This is a genomic window from Paenisporosarcina macmurdoensis (assembly GCF_042658845.1).
Classification (GTDB): domain Bacteria; phylum Bacillota; class Bacilli; order Bacillales_A; family Planococcaceae; genus Paenisporosarcina; species Paenisporosarcina macmurdoensis.
Window position 1 is genome coordinate 477,968 of the sequence record NZ_JBHSRI010000025.1, and the last position, 17,941, is coordinate 495,908.

At 36.8% G+C, this 17,941-nt stretch carries 18 protein-coding genes and 1 pseudogene; 12 read left to right on the forward strand and 7 right to left on the reverse strand.

Annotated features, from left to right (window positions below; genetic code table 11):
• Positions 1-485: 485 nt before the first annotated feature.
• Complete coding sequence (locus ACFPYN_RS16030; protein WP_377735553.1) at positions 486-1,346, reverse strand: VOC family protein; 861 nt, start codon at positions 1,344-1,346, stop codon at positions 486-488.
• Positions 1,347-1,651: 305 nt separating this feature from the next.
• Here ACFPYN_RS16030 and ACFPYN_RS16035 point away from each other — a divergent pair, with 305 nt between their 5' ends.
• The 9 genes and pseudogenes from ACFPYN_RS16035 (at position 1,652) to ACFPYN_RS16075 (ending at position 9,986) form a co-directional block, all read left to right on the forward strand.
• Positions 1,652-3,151 (forward strand): spore germination protein, encoded by a 1,500-nt coding sequence (locus ACFPYN_RS16035; RefSeq protein WP_377735873.1) that lies wholly within the window; start codon positions 1,652-1,654, stop codon positions 3,149-3,151.
• Between the two features lie 17 nt (positions 3,152-3,168).
• Positions 3,169-4,251 carry a GerAB/ArcD/ProY family transporter gene (locus ACFPYN_RS16040; protein WP_377735555.1) on the forward strand — a complete coding sequence of 361 codons (1,083 nt, stop codon included), beginning with the start codon at positions 3,169-3,171 and terminating at the stop codon, positions 4,249-4,251.
• Positions 4,251-5,357, forward strand: coding sequence for a Ger(x)C family spore germination protein (locus ACFPYN_RS16045; RefSeq protein ID WP_377735556.1), 1,107 nt, complete (start codon positions 4,251-4,253; stop codon positions 5,355-5,357). Before ACFPYN_RS16040 ends, ACFPYN_RS16045 begins: the two co-directional genes overlap by 1 nt.
• 61 nt (positions 5,358-5,418) lie before the next feature.
• Positions 5,419-5,961 (forward strand): annotated as a pseudogene (locus ACFPYN_RS16050) (MFS transporter); the annotation flags it as partial.
• Positions 5,962-6,058: 97 nt separating this feature from the next.
• Positions 6,059-6,673 (forward strand): PH domain-containing protein, encoded by a 615-nt coding sequence (locus ACFPYN_RS16055; protein WP_377735557.1) that lies wholly within the window; start codon positions 6,059-6,061, stop codon positions 6,671-6,673.
• Between the two features lie 347 nt (positions 6,674-7,020).
• A complete protein-coding gene (locus ACFPYN_RS16060; RefSeq protein WP_377735558.1) occupies positions 7,021-7,695 on the forward strand; it encodes an SOS response-associated peptidase in 675 nt (224 codons plus the stop codon).
• Positions 7,696-7,712: 17 nt separating this feature from the next.
• Positions 7,713-8,453, forward strand: coding sequence for an ABC transporter ATP-binding protein (locus tag ACFPYN_RS16065; RefSeq protein WP_377735559.1), 741 nt, complete (start codon positions 7,713-7,715; stop codon positions 8,451-8,453).
• Positions 8,431-9,465 (forward strand): ABC transporter permease, encoded by a 1,035-nt coding sequence (locus ACFPYN_RS16070; RefSeq protein WP_377735560.1) that lies wholly within the window; start codon positions 8,431-8,433, stop codon positions 9,463-9,465. The genes ACFPYN_RS16065 and ACFPYN_RS16070 overlap by 23 nt, the downstream gene beginning before the upstream one ends.
• 11 nt (positions 9,466-9,476) lie before the next feature.
• A complete protein-coding gene (locus tag ACFPYN_RS16075) occupies positions 9,477-9,986 on the forward strand; it encodes a GNAT family N-acetyltransferase (RefSeq protein WP_377735561.1) in 510 nt (169 codons plus the stop codon).
• 465 nt (positions 9,987-10,451) lie between these two features.
• On the opposite strand, the gene ACFPYN_RS16080 is transcribed toward ACFPYN_RS16075, so the two are convergent.
• Entirely contained in the window at positions 10,452-11,576 is a 1,125-nt protein-coding gene (locus tag ACFPYN_RS16080) for an NADH-dependent flavin oxidoreductase (protein WP_377735562.1), read from the reverse strand.
• 274 nt (positions 11,577-11,850) lie between these two features.
• On the opposite strand from ACFPYN_RS16080, the gene ACFPYN_RS16085 reads away from it, so the two are divergent.
• Positions 11,851-12,366 carry a GNAT family N-acetyltransferase gene (locus tag ACFPYN_RS16085; protein ID WP_377735564.1) on the forward strand — a complete coding sequence of 172 codons (516 nt, stop codon included), beginning with the start codon at positions 11,851-11,853 and terminating at the stop codon, positions 12,364-12,366.
• 7 nt (positions 12,367-12,373) lie between these two features.
• Here the strand turns inward: ACFPYN_RS16085 and ACFPYN_RS16090 are convergent, their stop codons facing one another.
• Entirely contained in the window at positions 12,374-13,030 is a 657-nt protein-coding gene (locus ACFPYN_RS16090; RefSeq protein WP_377735565.1) for a phosphatase PAP2 family protein, read from the reverse strand.
• A gap of 113 nt (positions 13,031-13,143) precedes the next feature.
• Here ACFPYN_RS16090 and ACFPYN_RS16095 point away from each other — a divergent pair, with 113 nt between their 5' ends.
• Positions 13,144-13,650, forward strand: a complete 507-nt coding sequence (locus ACFPYN_RS16095; RefSeq protein WP_377735567.1) for a hypothetical protein — start codon at positions 13,144-13,146, stop codon at positions 13,648-13,650.
• A 103-nt stretch (positions 13,651-13,753) separates the two neighbouring features.
• Here ACFPYN_RS16095 and ACFPYN_RS16100 read toward each other — a convergent pair whose 3' ends face one another.
• From ACFPYN_RS16100 to ACFPYN_RS16115, 4 genes are all read right to left on the reverse strand, one after another.
• Complete coding sequence (locus ACFPYN_RS16100; protein WP_377735568.1) at positions 13,754-14,596, reverse strand: DUF1028 domain-containing protein; 843 nt, start codon at positions 14,594-14,596, stop codon at positions 13,754-13,756.
• 24 nt (positions 14,597-14,620) lie between these two features.
• Positions 14,621-15,670, reverse strand: coding sequence for a potassium channel family protein (locus tag ACFPYN_RS16105; RefSeq protein ID WP_377735570.1), 1,050 nt, complete (start codon positions 15,668-15,670; stop codon positions 14,621-14,623).
• Between the two features lie 80 nt (positions 15,671-15,750).
• Entirely contained in the window at positions 15,751-16,428 is a 678-nt protein-coding gene (locus ACFPYN_RS16110) for a VC0807 family protein (protein ID WP_377735572.1), read from the reverse strand.
• Complete coding sequence (locus ACFPYN_RS16115; protein ID WP_377735573.1) at positions 16,425-17,171, reverse strand: MerR family transcriptional regulator; 747 nt, start codon at positions 17,169-17,171, stop codon at positions 16,425-16,427. Before ACFPYN_RS16115 ends, ACFPYN_RS16110 begins: the two co-directional genes overlap by 4 nt.
• Before the next feature lie 260 nt (positions 17,172-17,431).
• Here ACFPYN_RS16115 and ACFPYN_RS16120 point away from each other — a divergent pair, with 260 nt between their 5' ends.
• On the forward strand, positions 17,432-17,887 hold the full coding sequence (locus ACFPYN_RS16120) for a YaiI/YqxD family protein (protein WP_377735574.1): 456 nt from the start codon (positions 17,432-17,434) through the stop codon (positions 17,885-17,887).
• Positions 17,888-17,941: the final 54 nt, after the last annotated feature.

Here is a 17,941-nt window from a genome sequence, read left to right on the forward strand (position 1 = left end):
GCTACGTTTATATAAAACGTAGCTTGGCTTTTTTATTGATGGATATGACGGAAGAAAGAATATGGGGCTGTCTAATAAGTCCCTAATATTTTTGAACATTGTAACCAGTCTATAATTGTCTGTCTTGCTCATGATGAACTTATGGTTGATTGGAGTGGAAGACGGCGACTCCAGCGGAATTAGCATGAGGCGAAGACCCCGCAGGCAACAAGTTGTGTTTCCACAACTTGTTTGCGACGAGTAACCGCAGGAGCAGATGTTTTTTGCTCGTCGAGGAGGCTGAGGCCATGCCCGCGGTAAGCGTCCGTCTGAAACGTAAATCAAACTCTACAAATATAAAAAAGGGAACTGCCCTTAGTCAGATTTCATGACTTTTAGGACAGCCCGTATTCTTTACGACAAGTAACCGGCAGGAGCTGCTCATGATGAACATGATGCTAGCACAAATGGACGGTAACAGCCCAAAATGTTAAGGAACTACCAAGTTAAATTTTTCCCACGAACATCTGCACTTCAATCCCCGAAGGATCAATCGCACTTACAAAATCACTTTGTACTGAAACGGTCGCACCAATTCCTTGTAATTGCCCAACCACTTTTTGTCTTGTTTCATCACTTGGATAAACAATTGAATAGCTTTTCAGTCCGAGAGTATGCTCATTACGATCAATCACAGTTGGACGTCCCCAAACATTAAGTGCGATGTGATGATGATAGCCATTTGAAGAAATAAACATGGCTTGTGTTCCATAACGATTGACGATATCAAATCCTAATCCTTGTACATAAAATGTTTCTGCCTCAGCTAAATTTGCCACACGAAGATGAATGTGGCCCATTACGGTTCCTGCAGGAATTCCACTCCATATTGTCTCTTCTGCACTCGCCACAAGACTTTCAATATTTAGAGGATCAACGGTCATTTCTACGTCTCCATTTTGCCAATTCCACTGGTCGGGACTTCGGTCGTAATAAATTTCTATGCCGTTCCCATCTACGTCATTTAAATAAAGTGCTTCACTTACTTTGTGATCAGAAGCACCGCTAAACGGATAGCCAGAGCTGTGTATGTGATTAAAAATAGTACCAAGTTCTTTCTTTGTAGGTACTAAGAATGCCATATGATATAGTCCTGCTGCATTTGGTACAGGGCTATTTTTAACCGTAGATTGTTCAATTGTTAATAGTGCATCCTGTCCATTAGCCGTGAAATTCACGATAGAAGGTGTTTGGTTAAGAATACGAAGTCCTATTATGTTTTCGTAAAATATGGTCGAGCGAGAAAGGTCTGCCACGATTAATTGGACATGTTTTGTATAAGTAGTTGGATGTTGATGAAATGTCATATGGGCTATCTCCTTTTTAGTTACGTTTATTAAGTAACTTACTTTATGTAAGTAATATTAGATTAGGTCGCATGATATGTCAACAGTTACGTTTTTTCGTATATATTTCTTCGCATTAGGCAAAGCTTGATTCAAATAAAAAAGCCTTCAACGCGAAGGGAAGTGACTAAATGAAAATATGGAAACGAGCACGGAAATTGATATTGGAGAGTAAGAAGAAACTATCAAATCAGGCTCAATCGAAGAATAAAACTAAGGATTCAAAAATAAAACCAAAGCCACAAGCTCTAACAATTAATAAAACTATGCCTGCTGAAAAAAAGCTAGAGCAAGAAACAAAGACTCAAACTACAGCAGAAAAGAAGTCGAAGTCAAAAAATCAGTCCAAAACCGAGTCTCAAAATTCACCAGAATCAATTTCACTTGAGTCTATAAAAACTGAGCTTAATGGTATTGATGATGCCGTTTTTAAAGATTTCCAAACAAAAGAAGGCGTAATAACGGTTATTTATTTGAGTTCTCTTATTGATCCTTTGACTTTACATAAAACTATTGTATTGCCTCTAGTCACTGACGATAAACAAGTATTAAAGTCTTATGAAACAGTTGATGGATGGGACAAAAAAGCTATTCTTTTGTCTATTGCGAACGGTGATACTATTCTTTATCACCAAGAGCAACGACAATACTTAAAAGCACAAACATTTAGCCCACCTCAACGCGCCATTTCTTCTTCAGAGATGGAATCAACGGTCATTGGTCCACAAGATGCATTTACAGAGTCTTTAAAAACCAACCTATCATTAATTAAAAGAAGAATTCAACAACCTGGATTAAAAAGTAATAATTATGTTATCGGAAAAGAAACTAACACAAAAATTTCGATTATTTATATAGAACATATCGTTAATAATGAAAATCTTCAGCGTATTAAAGAACGAATAAGTGATCTTGATTATGCTGGATTTATAGATATCTCCATTCTAAAACAATTGGTTGAAGATAATCCGTTTTCACCGTTTCCTCAATTTGGAATGACTTCTAGACCGGACAATGCGGTCAACTGTTTGTTAGACGGGCGTATTGTTATCGCCATGGAAAATAGTCAAAGTGTCATGATTTGCCCTTATTCATTTATTGAATTGTTCAATTCTCCAGAAGACTTTTATAACAGATGGTCAACTGCGTCGCTTTTAAGAATATTACGATTTACAGGGTTTTTTATTACGATAATGCTAACTCCTCTGTACATTTCAGCACTTTCTTATCATCCAGGAATTCTTCCTTTTGAATTGTTAATTAATATTCAGGAATCTAGAAGTAAAGTGCCTTTTCCACCGGTGATTGAAGTGCTTTTTATTGAACTCGTCATTGAGATTTTAAGAGAAGCTGGATCTCGAATGCCCACGAAAATAGGTCAAACGATTGGTATAGTTGGAGGTATTGTTATCGGTACTGCAGCAGTAGAAGCTGGTCTAATCAGTAATACACTGGTTGTGCTTGTTGCTATATCGGCTTTATTATCATTTCTGTTGCCGAATTTTCTAATGAGTAATGCAAGTCGCTTCGTTCGATATATTTTCATCCTAGCGGCTGGTTTATTTGGAATGCTTGGTCAAATGCTTGCTTTTGCATGGTTATTTAATCATTTATTGAATTTGACATCTTTAGGTACTCCATTTATGACGCCAGTTATCCCAAGGAAATGGTCCGATATGTATAACAGTGTTGTTCGATTGCCATTAGCATTTATACAAAAGAAGACAGGTATGTCTAGAGCGAAACAAATGAATAAGGATTCTTAATAAGGGGGTGTTGTGAATTGGATGTAACTAAAAAGAAAGTATTAAATGGCTATCACGTCATTTTTCTCGTTCAGAATGTAATGATTGGTATGTCCCTTTTGTCATTAAATAATTCTTTAAGTGCAGTCGGCTACAGTCAATGGTGGTTTCCGATTCTTTTTGGTATCATCGCAAATATTACACTCATTCCCATGGTCTGGCTTTCACTGCAGTATAAAGATGACGATTTGTTTGATATACACGAAAAATTACTGGGGAAATGGATTGGGAAATTCTTAAATACTTTTTTAATTATTTACGCTGTTGTCCTATTTTCGGCTATCATTCAACACTATCTAGACTTAATTCAAATTTCTGTACTACCTGAACGAAAAATAACTGGTCACTTAATTTTATTTATTTTGTTAACCGTATTCATTGTAAAAGGTGGAATCAAGTCACTTGCAAGATTTTGCATTCTGACATTTTTTTTAATGGGTTGGATCGTCTATTTTTTGAGGTGGGGAATAATGTATGGTGAAGTTAGCCATTTATTACCTCTCTTTAATTTTTCATCATCGGAATTTTGGGAGGCTTTTAGAAATGGCTATAACTCGATGATTGGATATGAGTTTCTTATGTTCTTCTTTCCCTATATTATTCATCCTCAAAAAGCTTTCAAGCACGCTTCAATTGGCATATGGATTACTATCCTTTTTTATCTCTCTGTTACCATTGTAGGAGCTATGTATTTTTCAGAGTGGCAACTTGAAAACTTATTCTTTCCTATCCTAAAATTATTTCAAGCAGTGGATCTGACGTTTGTAGAACGTATAGATACATTTGGGATAACTATTTGGGTGTTTTTAATTTTAACCACTGCTGGAGCTTATCTATGGATGGCGAAAAAAGGAATAGACTCTGTGCGTGAAAAAAATAGTAACTATCACATTTATGCTGTGGCTATCTTTACGTATATCATCATAAATCTTCCTTTCACTCAAGTGATGAAAGAAACATTGTATGAGAAAGATTTCTATGTCAGTTATGGATTAATTTTATGGCCAACCGTATTATGTATTGTCCATTTGGTCAGATGGAAGAAAAAAGAGGTGGTTTGATGAAAAGAAAAGAGTTCTTGGTTGTGTTATCTTCAATTCTTTTGTTAAGTGGATGTGCTCAACAAATTAATCAACAGTCTTTAGAGAAACTAGGATTGATTAGTGTGATAGCTTTCGATTATGTTGATGATGAAACAATGAAGATGACCGTGATTATGCCTCAACCTGCTATGGAAGCCGAGAAGCATACACAAGTTTTCACAGTAGAAACAGACATGTTACACAAAGGTCTAGCTGAAATTACAACGAAAGCAGAAAAAACGGTCACATTAAGTCAACTTCGTGTCGTTTTGTTTAGTGAGGAATTTGCTAGAAAAGGTAAAATGAAAAAATTAATAGAACTAATATATCAAGATCCAGACGTTAGATCAAACACATATGTTGGTATTGTAAGGGATTCTGCTGAAAAAATACTGACAAGCGAATATCCAGATAAACCAAATACAAGTGTATATATTAATAATACCTTTCAACCGAAACCACATACTTTTTACAGCCCTTTTACAACGATTCATGACTTTGTCTTCGATGAAACGAATCCACTACTAGACTCAATTGCACCATATGTTGAATTGAAAGATGAATTAATCAGTGTTGAAGGAATTGCAGCCTTCAAAGATGGCGGATTGACTTATGTATTTACCCTCCAACAAGGATTGTATGTTCAAATGCTAAGAGGGCAAAATAAGTTATCTATTTTATCATTGAATTTTGGTAACGATTCTTCTAAAAAAGAAAAAGTGGTTCTAGAATTTATTGAATCTAAATCCAAAATAACTTCCAACCACGACTTAGAATCTCCAAAATTAACGATTACGCTGAAATTTGAAGGGACATTAAGTGAATATGAAGGTGAAAAAAAATTAGAAGAAAAACAAGAATTAGCAAAACTAGAAAAACAAATAAGTGATCAAATTGAAGATGATGCCATGAAAATGCTTCAAAAAAGTCAAGAACTATCGATAGATCCAATTGGCCTTTTTGAATCCTTTCGTATGAGGTACAAAGGAGACTGGCCTAGTGACTTGACTGAAGAACTGTTAGCAAAAGCAGAATTTAAAATTGAAGCGGAAACAAAAATATTGGGTGTAGGGTCATTAAAATAATTGTCATGATTTTTATCAAAACCTGCGAAATGCAGGTTTTTTACTTTACACTTAAAGAAGAGCACTCGCTATTTCAACTGTTGGTTTATTTGTTTCGTTTTCGTATACCAGCATCATGTCTTTCATTTCAATTTACGCTCAATCGTTAGGAATGATCGAGACAGCCAGTTATTTTTTCCTGGTTTTTGCAGTGGCTATGCTCATTTCACGACCATTTACAGGTAGGTTATTTGGTGAAATGGGTCCAAATGTAGTGATTATACCGGCAATTCTCATATTTGCGATAGGTTTATTTGTCCTTAGTATGACCACTTCAGCTTGGATGATGTTACTTGCGGGAGCATTTATTGGGATAGGATATGGGACACTATTGCCTTGTTTCCAAACACTGGCCATTCAAACTTCACCTAAACATCGAAGCGCTTATGCAACAGCTACATTTTTCACGCTATACGATACAGGCATAGCTGCAGGTTCATTCATCTTAGGGATTGTGGCCATCTATTTAGGCTATGCCAATATGTATATGGCATTAAGTGGATTTGTCATTCTAATTGTCGTTTATTATAAATGGATTATGAAATCAAGTAATGGGAACATTTAAGTTATCCACATAGTTATCCACATTTTTATAAAATTCGAAACTTTCTGTGTGTTTTATCGTAATTATAGTTGAGCTTGAATTTTAAGGAGGAAATCAGATGTTTAAAAAATTAGCAGCAGATGCACTGGGTTTATCCGATATTGGCATCGTCGTTCCAAAAGCAGATTTTGATAAAACAGAGTCAGACGATTTTGTTATGCATGAGTCGGGTGAAGAAATCTTCTTCCTTATTAAAACGAAAGCCGATGAATATTGCTTTACCAACAAAGCATTAATTCATGTGGATGGCGCAAATGCGATAAGCAAGAAACGCATACTTAAACGTTATGAATATGCCTATAATCCAATAACAAATGTCGCGCTAGAAACAGCTGGAACCATAGACTTAGATGTAGAGATTAAGTTTACTATGGGCAACATGCCACTAACGGTTGATATTCATAAGCGGTTTTTAGCTGAAATTAAGGATTTATATAAAGTGTTATTTGCGATTTCTGTTGAAGTGAAAGAAAATGAGAAAAAATATGCCATCGCTGAGAGCAGCTTGTCATATGCCTCGCAATCAATGGGACGCCACGGGAACAATGAAGTAACGCCAGCACAATCATTTGAAGATATCACTCGATTCGCACATGACTGGATGCATGAAAATCGGTCGAAATATGCTAAAAAAGATTTTAAAGATATTTTCGAGTTATATATTAATCAATAATCTTGAAATCATCCAAGCCGTCCTTCTCATATGAGAGGGGCTTTTTTTTTGAAGATAAGTAAATATAAATTTGTTAGAGTTACACCTTCGAACGTGGACAATGGTTATCGTCCACTCACTGTGGGTTTTCATCCATTCAACTTGGGTTTCCGTCCACTCGCTAAACGTAATCTTCCATTCGCTTGAAGAAGGACACCCTTCTCCCCCAAATGGACAACGTTTTCTATGTGTGACTAATCGTCATTTCTAGAGTTATTATATTAGTATTAGCATGATATATTTCATTGCTGGATAAAGGAAATCTATGTTGTGTAGCGAATTGGTTCTTAAAGAGTGGAGGGTTACATATGTGTGGACGCTATAGTCTGTTCGCTAATTTTATGGAAATTGAAGAACGATTTGGTGAAGCTACTTTTGATAGTGAAGAATATGAAGAAAGCTACAATATTGCACCTTCACAAATGGTCCTCTCAGTCATAAATGATGGATTAAAAAACCGTTTAGGCTTTTTAAAATGGGGACTTGTTCCATCTTGGGCGAAAGATCCAAAAGTGGGCTTTAAAATGATTAACGCGAGAGCTGAAACTGTGCATGAAAAACCAAGTTTTCGTGAAGCGTTAAAGAAGAAAAGATGCCTAATCGTGGCTGACTCATTTTATGAATGGAAGCGAACGGAAGACCGAAAAATTCCAATGCGCATTCAAATGAAGAATAATGAACTTTTTGCAATGGCTGGTCTATGGGAATCTTGGAAGTCACCGAGTGGGGAACTTGTTCACACCTGCACAATCCTAACAACTGAACCAAATGATTTAATGTCGACCATTCACGATCGAATGCCTGTTATTCTTAAACGAGCAGATGAACAAACATGGTTGAATCCTGCTGTGAAAACTATTGATGAATTAAGACCATTTTTGATTCCTTTAGAAAATGGTTTACTAGAAGCATATGAAGTGTCTGATAAAGTGAACTCACCTAAAAATAATGCACCAGATTTGATTGTTAAAGTAGGGGAATAAAAGAGAGGTGAGTGTGTATGAACATTTTACATGTTAACGATGTAAGCAAATCTTATGGAAAACAGCAAATCCTTTGGAATGTTCATTTTTCAGCACAGCAAGGCCAAATCGTGGGTCTTATCGGTCCCTCGGGATCTGGAAAAACGACTATTATTAAACTCATTATGGGAATGGATCTTCCGTCGTCTGGTAATGTGGAAGTTTTGAATCAACAAGTTCCGAATCTTATTTTACTAAAGCAAATTGGATATATGGCACAGTCAGATGCACTGTATCAAGACTTGACGGGTATTGAAAATTTAAGGTTTTTTGCATCCATGTTTTTGATGAATAAAAAGGAACAACAACAACGAATTGCGTATGTTGTAAACCTTGTTCAATTAGAAAATGTGTTAAATAAAAGAGTGGCAACTTATTCGGGTGGTATGAAACGTCGGTTGTCATTAGCAGTAGCACTTATTCAAAATCCGCCATTATTAATTCTTGACGAACCGACCGTAGGGATAGATCCTGAGTTGCGGAAGTCGATTTGGCAAGAACTTACAAGGTTGAAGAATGAAGAAAATAAGACGATTATTGTGACCACACACGTCATGGACGAAGCAGAAAAATGTGATGTCCTTGCTATGATAAGAGAAGGACGTGTGATAACAACAGGCTCTCCTCAAAAACTAAAAGACGACTATCATGTGACTAACTTAGAAGAAGTTTTCTTGGAAGCGGGAGGGGTAGCTCATGCGCATCAGAGCACTAGTTAAGCGGATCGTTTTGCAACTTGTCCGTGACAAACGTACACTTGCCTTGCTATTTGTTGCGCCACTGCTGATTTTAACGCTTATGCATTTTCTATTTACTAGCAATGAAGATTCTTCAAAAGTTGGTGTAGAAGGTTTGTCGGATGAGATGGTCGAGCAACTAGAAAAGGTAGAAATTGATGTTGTCACTTATCAAGAAACGACGAATATAGAGGACGCCATTATTGAAAATGAATTAGAGGGCTACCTTGTTTCTAAAGCTGGAACATTAAGCTTAACAATTGAAAATACAGATCCTTCTCGTTCGAAGTTCTTACAAACAAAAATTCAACAAGCATTTGCTATGGGCAGTGGCAAATCCGATTTGATGAAGGGCGAATTAACCACGAATTATATGTATGGTAGCGAAGATACAACTTTCTTTGACGTGCTGAGTCCTATATTAGTCGGCTTTTTTGTATTTTTCTTTGTGTTTTTAATTTCAGGTATAGGGTTGTTGCGTGAACGGATGACGGGAACACTAGAGAGGTTATTGTCTACCCCTATCCGCAGATGGGAAATTGTCCTTGGCTATTTAATCGGCTATGGATTATTCGCTATTATTCAAACGATTATTGTAGTTGTTTATTCTGTTAACGTATTAGATATGGTGTTGGTTGGTTCCGTTTGGCATGTGCTAATCGTAAATGTTTTAATTGCGCTCGTCGCTTTAAGTCTGGGAATTTTACTTTCGTCATTCGCGGCTTCCGAGTTTCAAATGATTCAATTTATCCCTTTAGTTATTGTTCCTCAAGTGTTCTTTACTGGAATTATTCCTATCGCTGGAATGCCGGAATGGTTGCAAGTATTCTCTAAGATCATGCCGATTTCTTATGGGGCTAACGCATTGAAAAGCATAATGTATAAGGGAATGGGTTTAAGTGAAATACTTACAGACTTAGTCGTGCTGATTGGGTTTGCCACTGTGTTTATTGTTCTTAATATTATAGCTCTTAAAAAGTATCGAAAAATTTAGAGGTGATTAATGTGAAAATTATAGAAACAGAACGGCTTGTTTTACGACATATGAAGACTGAAGATGCTAAATTTATGCTAGAACTGTTAAATGAACCCGCGTGGATTAAATATATTGGAGATCGAGGTATTCGTACAATAGATGAAGCAATAAAGTATATCGAAGATGGGCCAATGACCATGTATGAAGAAAAAGGCATTGGTTTGTACTTAGTTGAGCTAAAAGAAAGCGAGACGCCAATTGGTATATGTGGTCTAATTCAGCGAGATTTCTTAAAAGATGTAGATTTGGGGTTTGCCATTCATTCAAAGTATTGGGGAAACGGCTATGCATGTGAAGCAGCTCAAGCAACATTGATTTATGGAAACGAAGTTTTAGGGTTCCAACGTATCGCAGGTTTTACATCACTGGATAATGAAAAATCCGCGAAGTTACTGCTTAAATTGGGAATGATAGAAGAGGACAAGATAAAGTTTGCTTCAACACAAGAAGAAGTTAGATTGTTTGCTATAAAATATTAAGCTATGTTAAGTATTACTGTTGATATTCTGCAAAACAGCTACGTTTTACTATGGCGAGCACCACATGGGTCGCCCTAGTAAAACGTCCGCATGTCTGTTTCTGCATCGCTACGCTAGCTTCGAAACATGAAAGGGCGTTGCATCGCTTTACTGCTTCGAAACTTGGACGTGCGTTGCAATGGAAATAAATAAAATGGGTTAACAGAGCCAATTATGGAGCGCTCTATTACTATTGTTGTTTTTTTGTATGAATGCTTTAGAAAAAAGATGATTGATTGGAGTGGAAGATGGCGACTCCTGCGGAAATAGCATGAGCAGAAGACCCCGCAGACGAGCTTGCTCGTCGAGGAGACTGAGGCCATGCCCGCGGAAAGCGTCCATCTGGAACGGAAATCAACCTTACTAAATATAAAAGGAACTGCCAAAAGTCATGGATTATGACTTTTGGACAGCTCCTTTTTATTTTTATACGCCGGGAACCCAACCTGGATTATTCAATATTCGCTGCCATAGTGGGGTTGGCATTACTAACTCTTGCTGCTTATCAATATCGAGTTTCGTCACGATTTCTTCTTCGCGACCTTGTTCTATTTTCTGTACCCACTCAGGATCGATTAATAATCCGCGTCCAAGACCGATTAGAGGGATACCTGATGTTAAGGCATTCCCTGCATCTTCAGCGGTATAAATAGAACCTACTCCGATGACTGGTACACGATCACCAACAGCTTCTTGGATAATTTCAATACGAGAACGTGTGTCTTCAACGCCACGTTTAGGAGTAGACCAGAAATCCATAAGTGAAACATGAAGATAATCTAAGTTTTTATTTGCTAATTCATCAATTAACACTAATGTATCGGACATCGTAATTCCTGGAGTTTCTGGTTCTTCAGGTGAGAAACGATAGCCGACAATAAATGGTGTTGTTGCATGTTCTTTTACCACGCGTTGAACTTCATCTACAATCGCTAATGGGAACGTCAATCGCTTCTCTAATGACCCACCAAATCGATCCGTGCGTCTATTAGAGTGCGGAGAAAAGAATTGTTGTATTAAATACGTGTTAGCACCATGGATTTCGACACCATCATAGCCAGCTTCAATGGCACGGCGAGTGGTTTGTCCAAAATCAACAATAATGGCTTCGACTTCAGCTTCTGTCAGCTCACGAGGAACCGGTTTACCTTCAGAAGGGTATGCAATAGGACTCGCACTTACAACGTCACCATTTGGGGCAATATCTGCAGGCACTTGTCGCCCACCATGGAAGATTTGCAAAATTGCTTTTGAACCTTCGTCTTTAATTGCTGTTGCTAGACGACGTAGACTTGGAATCATCTCGTCTGTATGTCCCGCGAACTCACCAGGAAAACCTTGGCCGTTCGGAGTAACGTATGTACAGGCTGTAATAACCATACTAACGCCTTTCGAGCGGTGGATATAATAATTAACTTCATCATCGGATACCGTGCCATCTGAATTTGAAGAGTAGTTCGTCATAGGGGCCATAATCACACGATTCTTAAGTTGTACACCATTTGGTAATTCAAATGGTTCTAGTAATGGTTTATATTTTTCGTTTACCATATATAATGACCTCCTGATTAATTAGTTTCAGAGCGAAAAAGGGATGTTCGAATTTCGTTGTAACTCTCCAATTAGCTCCAAATAATTAGAGTTTAATTAATTCTGTGATAAGGTAACTTTATGTCTTATTGTTGGCTGTAGTCAAAAATTCTGCCTATATAATATGTCGCTAGAAGTATCAGATTATTAGGAAATTGAGAACAATAGAGGTATTAAGACAAAAGAGGTAGAAGGTTAACACAAATACTTAGTATTAAGAAAATAGGTGTAAAGCATGCAAATACGAACTGAAACTATAAATGATTATAAGCACGTATTCAACCTCAATTACTTGGCATTTGATAATAGGGATGATGAGGCCAAGTTAGTTGAACGCATTCGTTTTTCCAACTGTTTTATACGACAATTGTCGTTAGTGGCTGAGGAACAAGAGGAAATAGTTGGCCATGTTTTATTTAGTAAGGCTAAAATCATTCAAGAAGATGGGGAGAAGGAAGTCCTCGTACTGGCTCCAATGGCTGTAAACCCTTCTGTTCAAAAGAAAGGAATCGGCAGCAATTTAATTAAAGAAGGTTTAAGAAGAGCAAAAGATTTGGGTTATGGTCTTGTGTTTTTGATCGGGCACCCAAATTATTATCCAAAGTTTGGTTTTCAGCCTGCAAGAAATCACGGCATGGAACTAACACAATTTGAAGTGCCTGACGACGTATTTATGGTTTGTGAATTAATAGAAGGTGAGCTTCAACAAACGAATGGAGAATTACGCTATCCTCCCGTATTTTTGGGGTAATAGTTTGTTAAGTATGGGGGTATTTCGTGTGAGTTTTTTCATATATCTTTTCTTTTATATACTGAAAACACCAGATAGAAATCATCAACCAAAAGGCACCAACAAAAAAACCACCAAGCACATCACTAGGATAATGAACGCCTAAGTAAATGCGGCTAAAGCCAATCGTAAGTATCATTATGGTGCTAAACAGAATGAGTACCTTGCGACCCCTAGAAGTAGGGATATGACGCCATAATAAAATTGAAAGAATTCCGTATACAGTCATGGCATTCGTCGCATGACCACTTGGAAAACTGTATCCACCGATCTCGATAAGCCGATGTAAATCCGGACGAGCTCGATGAAAGATTTCTTTTAAAAACCGAAATATATAGTGGGAACCCATTAGGACTAAGATGAATAAAAGAATTTCTGATCGATCATGCAGGACGAAGTAAAGAACGATTGCGCCTAGAACTAAAATTATATTAATAAAAGATCCTGAACCAATATAAGAGAAGAACTTCATAGTTGCAGTTAAAAATGGATTCTCTAAACGTTGAATAAAAATGATAATTAATTCATCTAAATAAATGATATCTTTAGATTTTATTAAAGGTATCATTGAGACAAAACCAACTAGAGTGATAAGTAGGAGCGAAAATCTTAACTTTGAGTTCATTGACAGCATCTCCTCAATACACAAGAATTAATGAAGTAGGGATATAAACCTTTATTTGTATGAATAACCCAATTCATTAGATTTGTCGTATACTACTAGAGGGGGGCAATAATTTGAAAAAATACATAATAATAAGTGGGTTACTGCTACTAGTGGGGTGTTCTAATGGCTTAGATACATCGAAGCTGAGTGAATCACAACAAGGTGAAGAGGGATTTATTAAGTTTTACAGTGCACCGTCTGTTGAAGTGGCAATAGATGCGTTGCCGTATAAAGTCAATCTGCCCGAGCAATTGCCATTCGAAACAAAGGGATTTAAATCTTTAGGAATTACAGATTTCGGTGGTAAAGGTCAACACCCCGAAGCGCAGTTCATCGCGATAGATGAACAAGAAAATAACTTAATCCTTTCAACTTCGACAGCACATCAAGATTATCCAGATAGTAATCCTGAAAAAATCACATTAGACAACGGCTACCAAGCTTTTTATACTGCGCCAAATGGACTCGATGTAATTGTAAAAGAAATCACTTATTCGTATACATTAATCATGCCAGACTTGGAAGAAACACAAGTAAAAGATGAATTGATGAAATTAGCTGAACAATTATCTGAATAGATATGCCACTAAAATGAAAGAGGTTGACCTATGAGCAGAGTGTGTCTACTCATGGGTCAGCCTCTTATCTGCGAACTATCGATACTTAAACAAGGTTCGTATGTTATTTAATTCGCATATATTCAACGACTTTTTGATCAATCATGCCACGTGGTTGCACTCTCTCATCAAAGTTCTCAATCAAATGATATGACTGAATAGCATCTAATAAATCATCATGTTCCGATAGTTCACGCTGCAAATGTCCATTTTCATATAATAGTTCTTGAAGTTCTTCTGCGAGAGGTCCTTCAATTGTCACTATATCTTCAGGCAAAGTAGGTTCGAAATAAAGTTTATGTAATTTTAATAAACGGGCTAATTCTTGAACTGGATCCGTGTGATCATCAACTCGAAGATCTATATAGCGGTCATTATATCCACCGTAACTTCCGTTTTCTTTAACAATTAACAAAGCGGCTGACTGTCTTCCTCGACTATCTCCACCAGCAGCATCCCCGGCAAGTAAGCTTGCTAGTAAACGTTCTGCTAACGAACCTTGTGTTTGTAGAAATGTAGATTCCATTGCTTCAAGTGTATGTTGATCCACTAAAATATTCCCTTGTGCTGCAAAGTTGTCTCCTGCAGAACCACCAGCCCAGTCGAAACAATCATCTCCAGTAAATGTAACACTGCGTCCTTGGGCATCCACAATCCCAACTTGTCTAGAAGCAGAGTTATCATCATTTCGAACCAACTCTTCTAATACTTCATGAGGGGTAAAGCCATTTTCTAACATCTCAAGTCCGTGCTCCCCATAATTTAAGTTCGCCCAGGACTGTGTTGCAATAGCACCAACTCCTGCTTTTGCAAATGGTACGACAGCACCGACGCTTAAAAACTTTGAAGCCACGGCAACTCCTAATTCTTTTGTTTCTGGATCAAAACCTACGATTGAAAATGTCATGAAGAAAACCCCCTTGTTTATAGATTAATGTTTATTATTTACGATCAATTTACGATGTGTGTCTTCATTACAAATTACATACAACACTGCATCTGAGGGGATTTCCTCAAGCAATCGGCGATTAATATCCATTTGTTTGCGATCTGCAATTAGAGTTGCTCCTTTTGCTAATAAATCATGAAAAGCGTCCCCATACGTTAGCCATTTCGGATCAGTATTCACTTCAAACAAATCCTCGCCGATACTACGACTAATTAATTGCGTGACGATGGTACTGACATTTTGATGCATTGCAGAACGAACAGCAAGTAGAGAGGTCGTTTCTTGAGACAAAATAAATTCATCCACTTTGACATGAGCGAAATTGGGGATTTGTTTTTTTGTCATGATTTCCACTGTTGTGTGAACGTGAGTAGCTAAACGTTCAACTGTTATGGCAATCGTCAACGTTTTTGCATCTCTCAAGGATGGTATTTGAATTGTATCATCTGAGAAAATAATAACGGATTTGGCTTTTTTAATATTCGCCCGAATAAATGTCTCTTCTTCAGAAGCATCACCTTGGACATAATGCACACGCTCGTTGGCAACATCTACCGGCGAAGTAGGAAGGGTATCAATAATGACAACTTCACTAAATGAATCTGATGATAATATTTCTTCCATAGCGGTTTCCGTTTTCTTTCCCCAACCAACAATGATAATGTGATTTTCTTGTGTATATGCCAACTTGCCTTCCTCCTTTCGTTTTCTAAATATAGAAAACGAATCTACTATCTTCCCAATAACAACACCAAGTAAGCCAATCCCTAGCAAATACATAAGGACGGTGAAAAGTCTTCCTGCAGCCGTCACAGGTGAATAATCACCATATCCTACTGTAGAAAAAGTAGTCATGACAAAGTAAAATGATGTTAGCAAACTTTCAAATGTATCTGGCTCCAACAAGTAAATCGTACCCGTACAAAATACAATAAAGATAAGGGCTGCAAGTAATAAGGATAAATTTTTCATACGAACTAAGCTGAGTCCTATTTTTAAGAAAAAATGCATATACGAACCTCCACGCGACAAAATTTCATTTAATTCAGTGTACCGTTTTTTAGAATGATGTACTAGGTTTTAGGAAGAGCAAAGTTTTAAATTGATACAACTTAGTGTGCTTCTTCAAGCTTTTCATTTGCAGCAGTAGAATTTTTAATAGGCCAGTCAATTTCATGTGTTTGCATATAAGTAGTGACCTTTTTGGATGATATTAAATAGCAAACAAAAATAACAATCCCGAAAATTAATCCTAAAGCTTTTCGTAAAAGAATAAGATGCATAAAGGCTTCTACACCATGGCGCATTATTAGTAATGCCATCACTGAATTCATAACCAATCCTTGTATGACAAAAAGGGCAGTAATAAGTTGAAACCACTTAATATTTTCTTTTATCGAATAAAGATGATGACTATTCGCCCGTGGAAATCCTTGTAAATAAGCAAAGTCTACTGCAAAATAAAGCGCAAGTGGTTTTCTACCTAACATGGATACTAAGTATACAACAGTAAATGCAAATCCTAACCAGACCGAATTCCACAGCATCTGTATGGCCGAACCTGAAAGCAGATCCAAAAGTGTACCGAGTAACAGAGATATCAAAATGAACAGTCCACCCACACTGAATTGCCGATCTTTTGAAAACCTAAAAATTGTGTAGACGAATCCTGGTGCAGTGGAGAGAAGCATTGCATAATAGTCACCTGTAAAATCTCGCAAGTAATTCCAAATGAAGTAGGGAAGAGCTATAAAGACTATGATTTCAATTCCTATAAACTTTGTTTTCATAAGAGCCTCCGCGACATGTAATAACCGATTGCTTTCTCAACAAAGGATCCGATTGCTGGATCTATTTGATACATGCCAATCTTGCCATTGGAGTTTTTGTGTTTAGCCCAAACCTTTTGAGCTAATTCAAAGTCGCCTTGGTATAGTTGATCAAGTAAATCTACATATCGTTTTGCAAATTGTTGTGCTAGATCACTTTGGTAATCAAGTGGAAGGTTCAAACGTATTTCATTTATTATAAAAATATATTCATCCATTATTTCATGATCATCACCGATTTTTGGAATCGATTTAAGAATAGCTATTTCCTCAGATGAAAAGTCCTTATTCCAGAGTTCTTCTAATTGCTCAAGTGAAGTCACTTTCAAGGATTTTGGGATAATCTTGTTGACTTGTTGCCAATTTGTTAATTGTTCGAGTTCACTAACTTGCAACAATGAACGTATTAAACCAATTTTTTCATCTAGTTGAGATCTTTCCAACTCGAAAATGTTTAACTGCAGTTTTAAGGTGGATTTATGATCCGAATTATTATTGTTTAGCACTTGTTGAATCATCGATAATGAAAGACCTAATTTTTTATATATCCTGATTGAATGCAATTTTATAAAGTCATGTTCTTCATAATAGCGATGTCCACCATCGCTTATTAAAGAAGGTTTAAGCAAACCAATTTCATCATAATATCTAAGCGTCCTTACTGTTGTTTCACTTTCTTTTGCAAGCTGACCAATTGAATACATTAAATCCCTCTCTTCCAGTCCTTACCAGTATTATAATACCTAACGTAACGTTAGAAACAAGAGGATAATTCAGAAAATTTAAATGCTCTTTACATATGGCTTTGTTAAAGAATGGTGTTGATATTGAAGAACAGACGGTAATCTACAGTATGGTTTAACAGAGCTTTACCTATTAATATTTTAGTCAAACTAAGAGTAATGAAATAGAAGTTTTAAGCTAATCATGAATATAATACTTTGACTGAGAAAGGAGAGATCTAATGATAAACATCCTAGTCGACGCAGATGGTTGTCCAGTTGTAGATTTAACCATTCAATTCGCTACACAATATAAACTCCCTGTCACGTTATTTTGTGATACTGCTCACAATATGCAACGTGAAGGTGCAAAGACTATTATGGTTTCTAAAGGCATGGATGCGGTGGATTTTGAACTCGTCAATCGAGTGAAACCTGGGGATATCGTGATTACACAGGATTATGGATTGGCAGCCATGGTTTTAGCAAAAAGAGGCCTCGTGATGGATCAAAATGGTCGAGAGTACACCAATGAAAATATAGATCAACTTTTACATAGTCGCCATATTGCGAAAAAAATTCGTCAAGCAGGTGGACGGATGAAAGGGCCAAAAAAAAGGCGGAAAGAAGATAATGAGAGCTTTGAAATCGCCTTCAATGCATTAATTCTGCAACAAATAAATAAGCAAGAAGGGTAAAACGGTTGATGGGTATTTAAAAATTTAGCATAGCTCAGAGGATTTCACTCATAC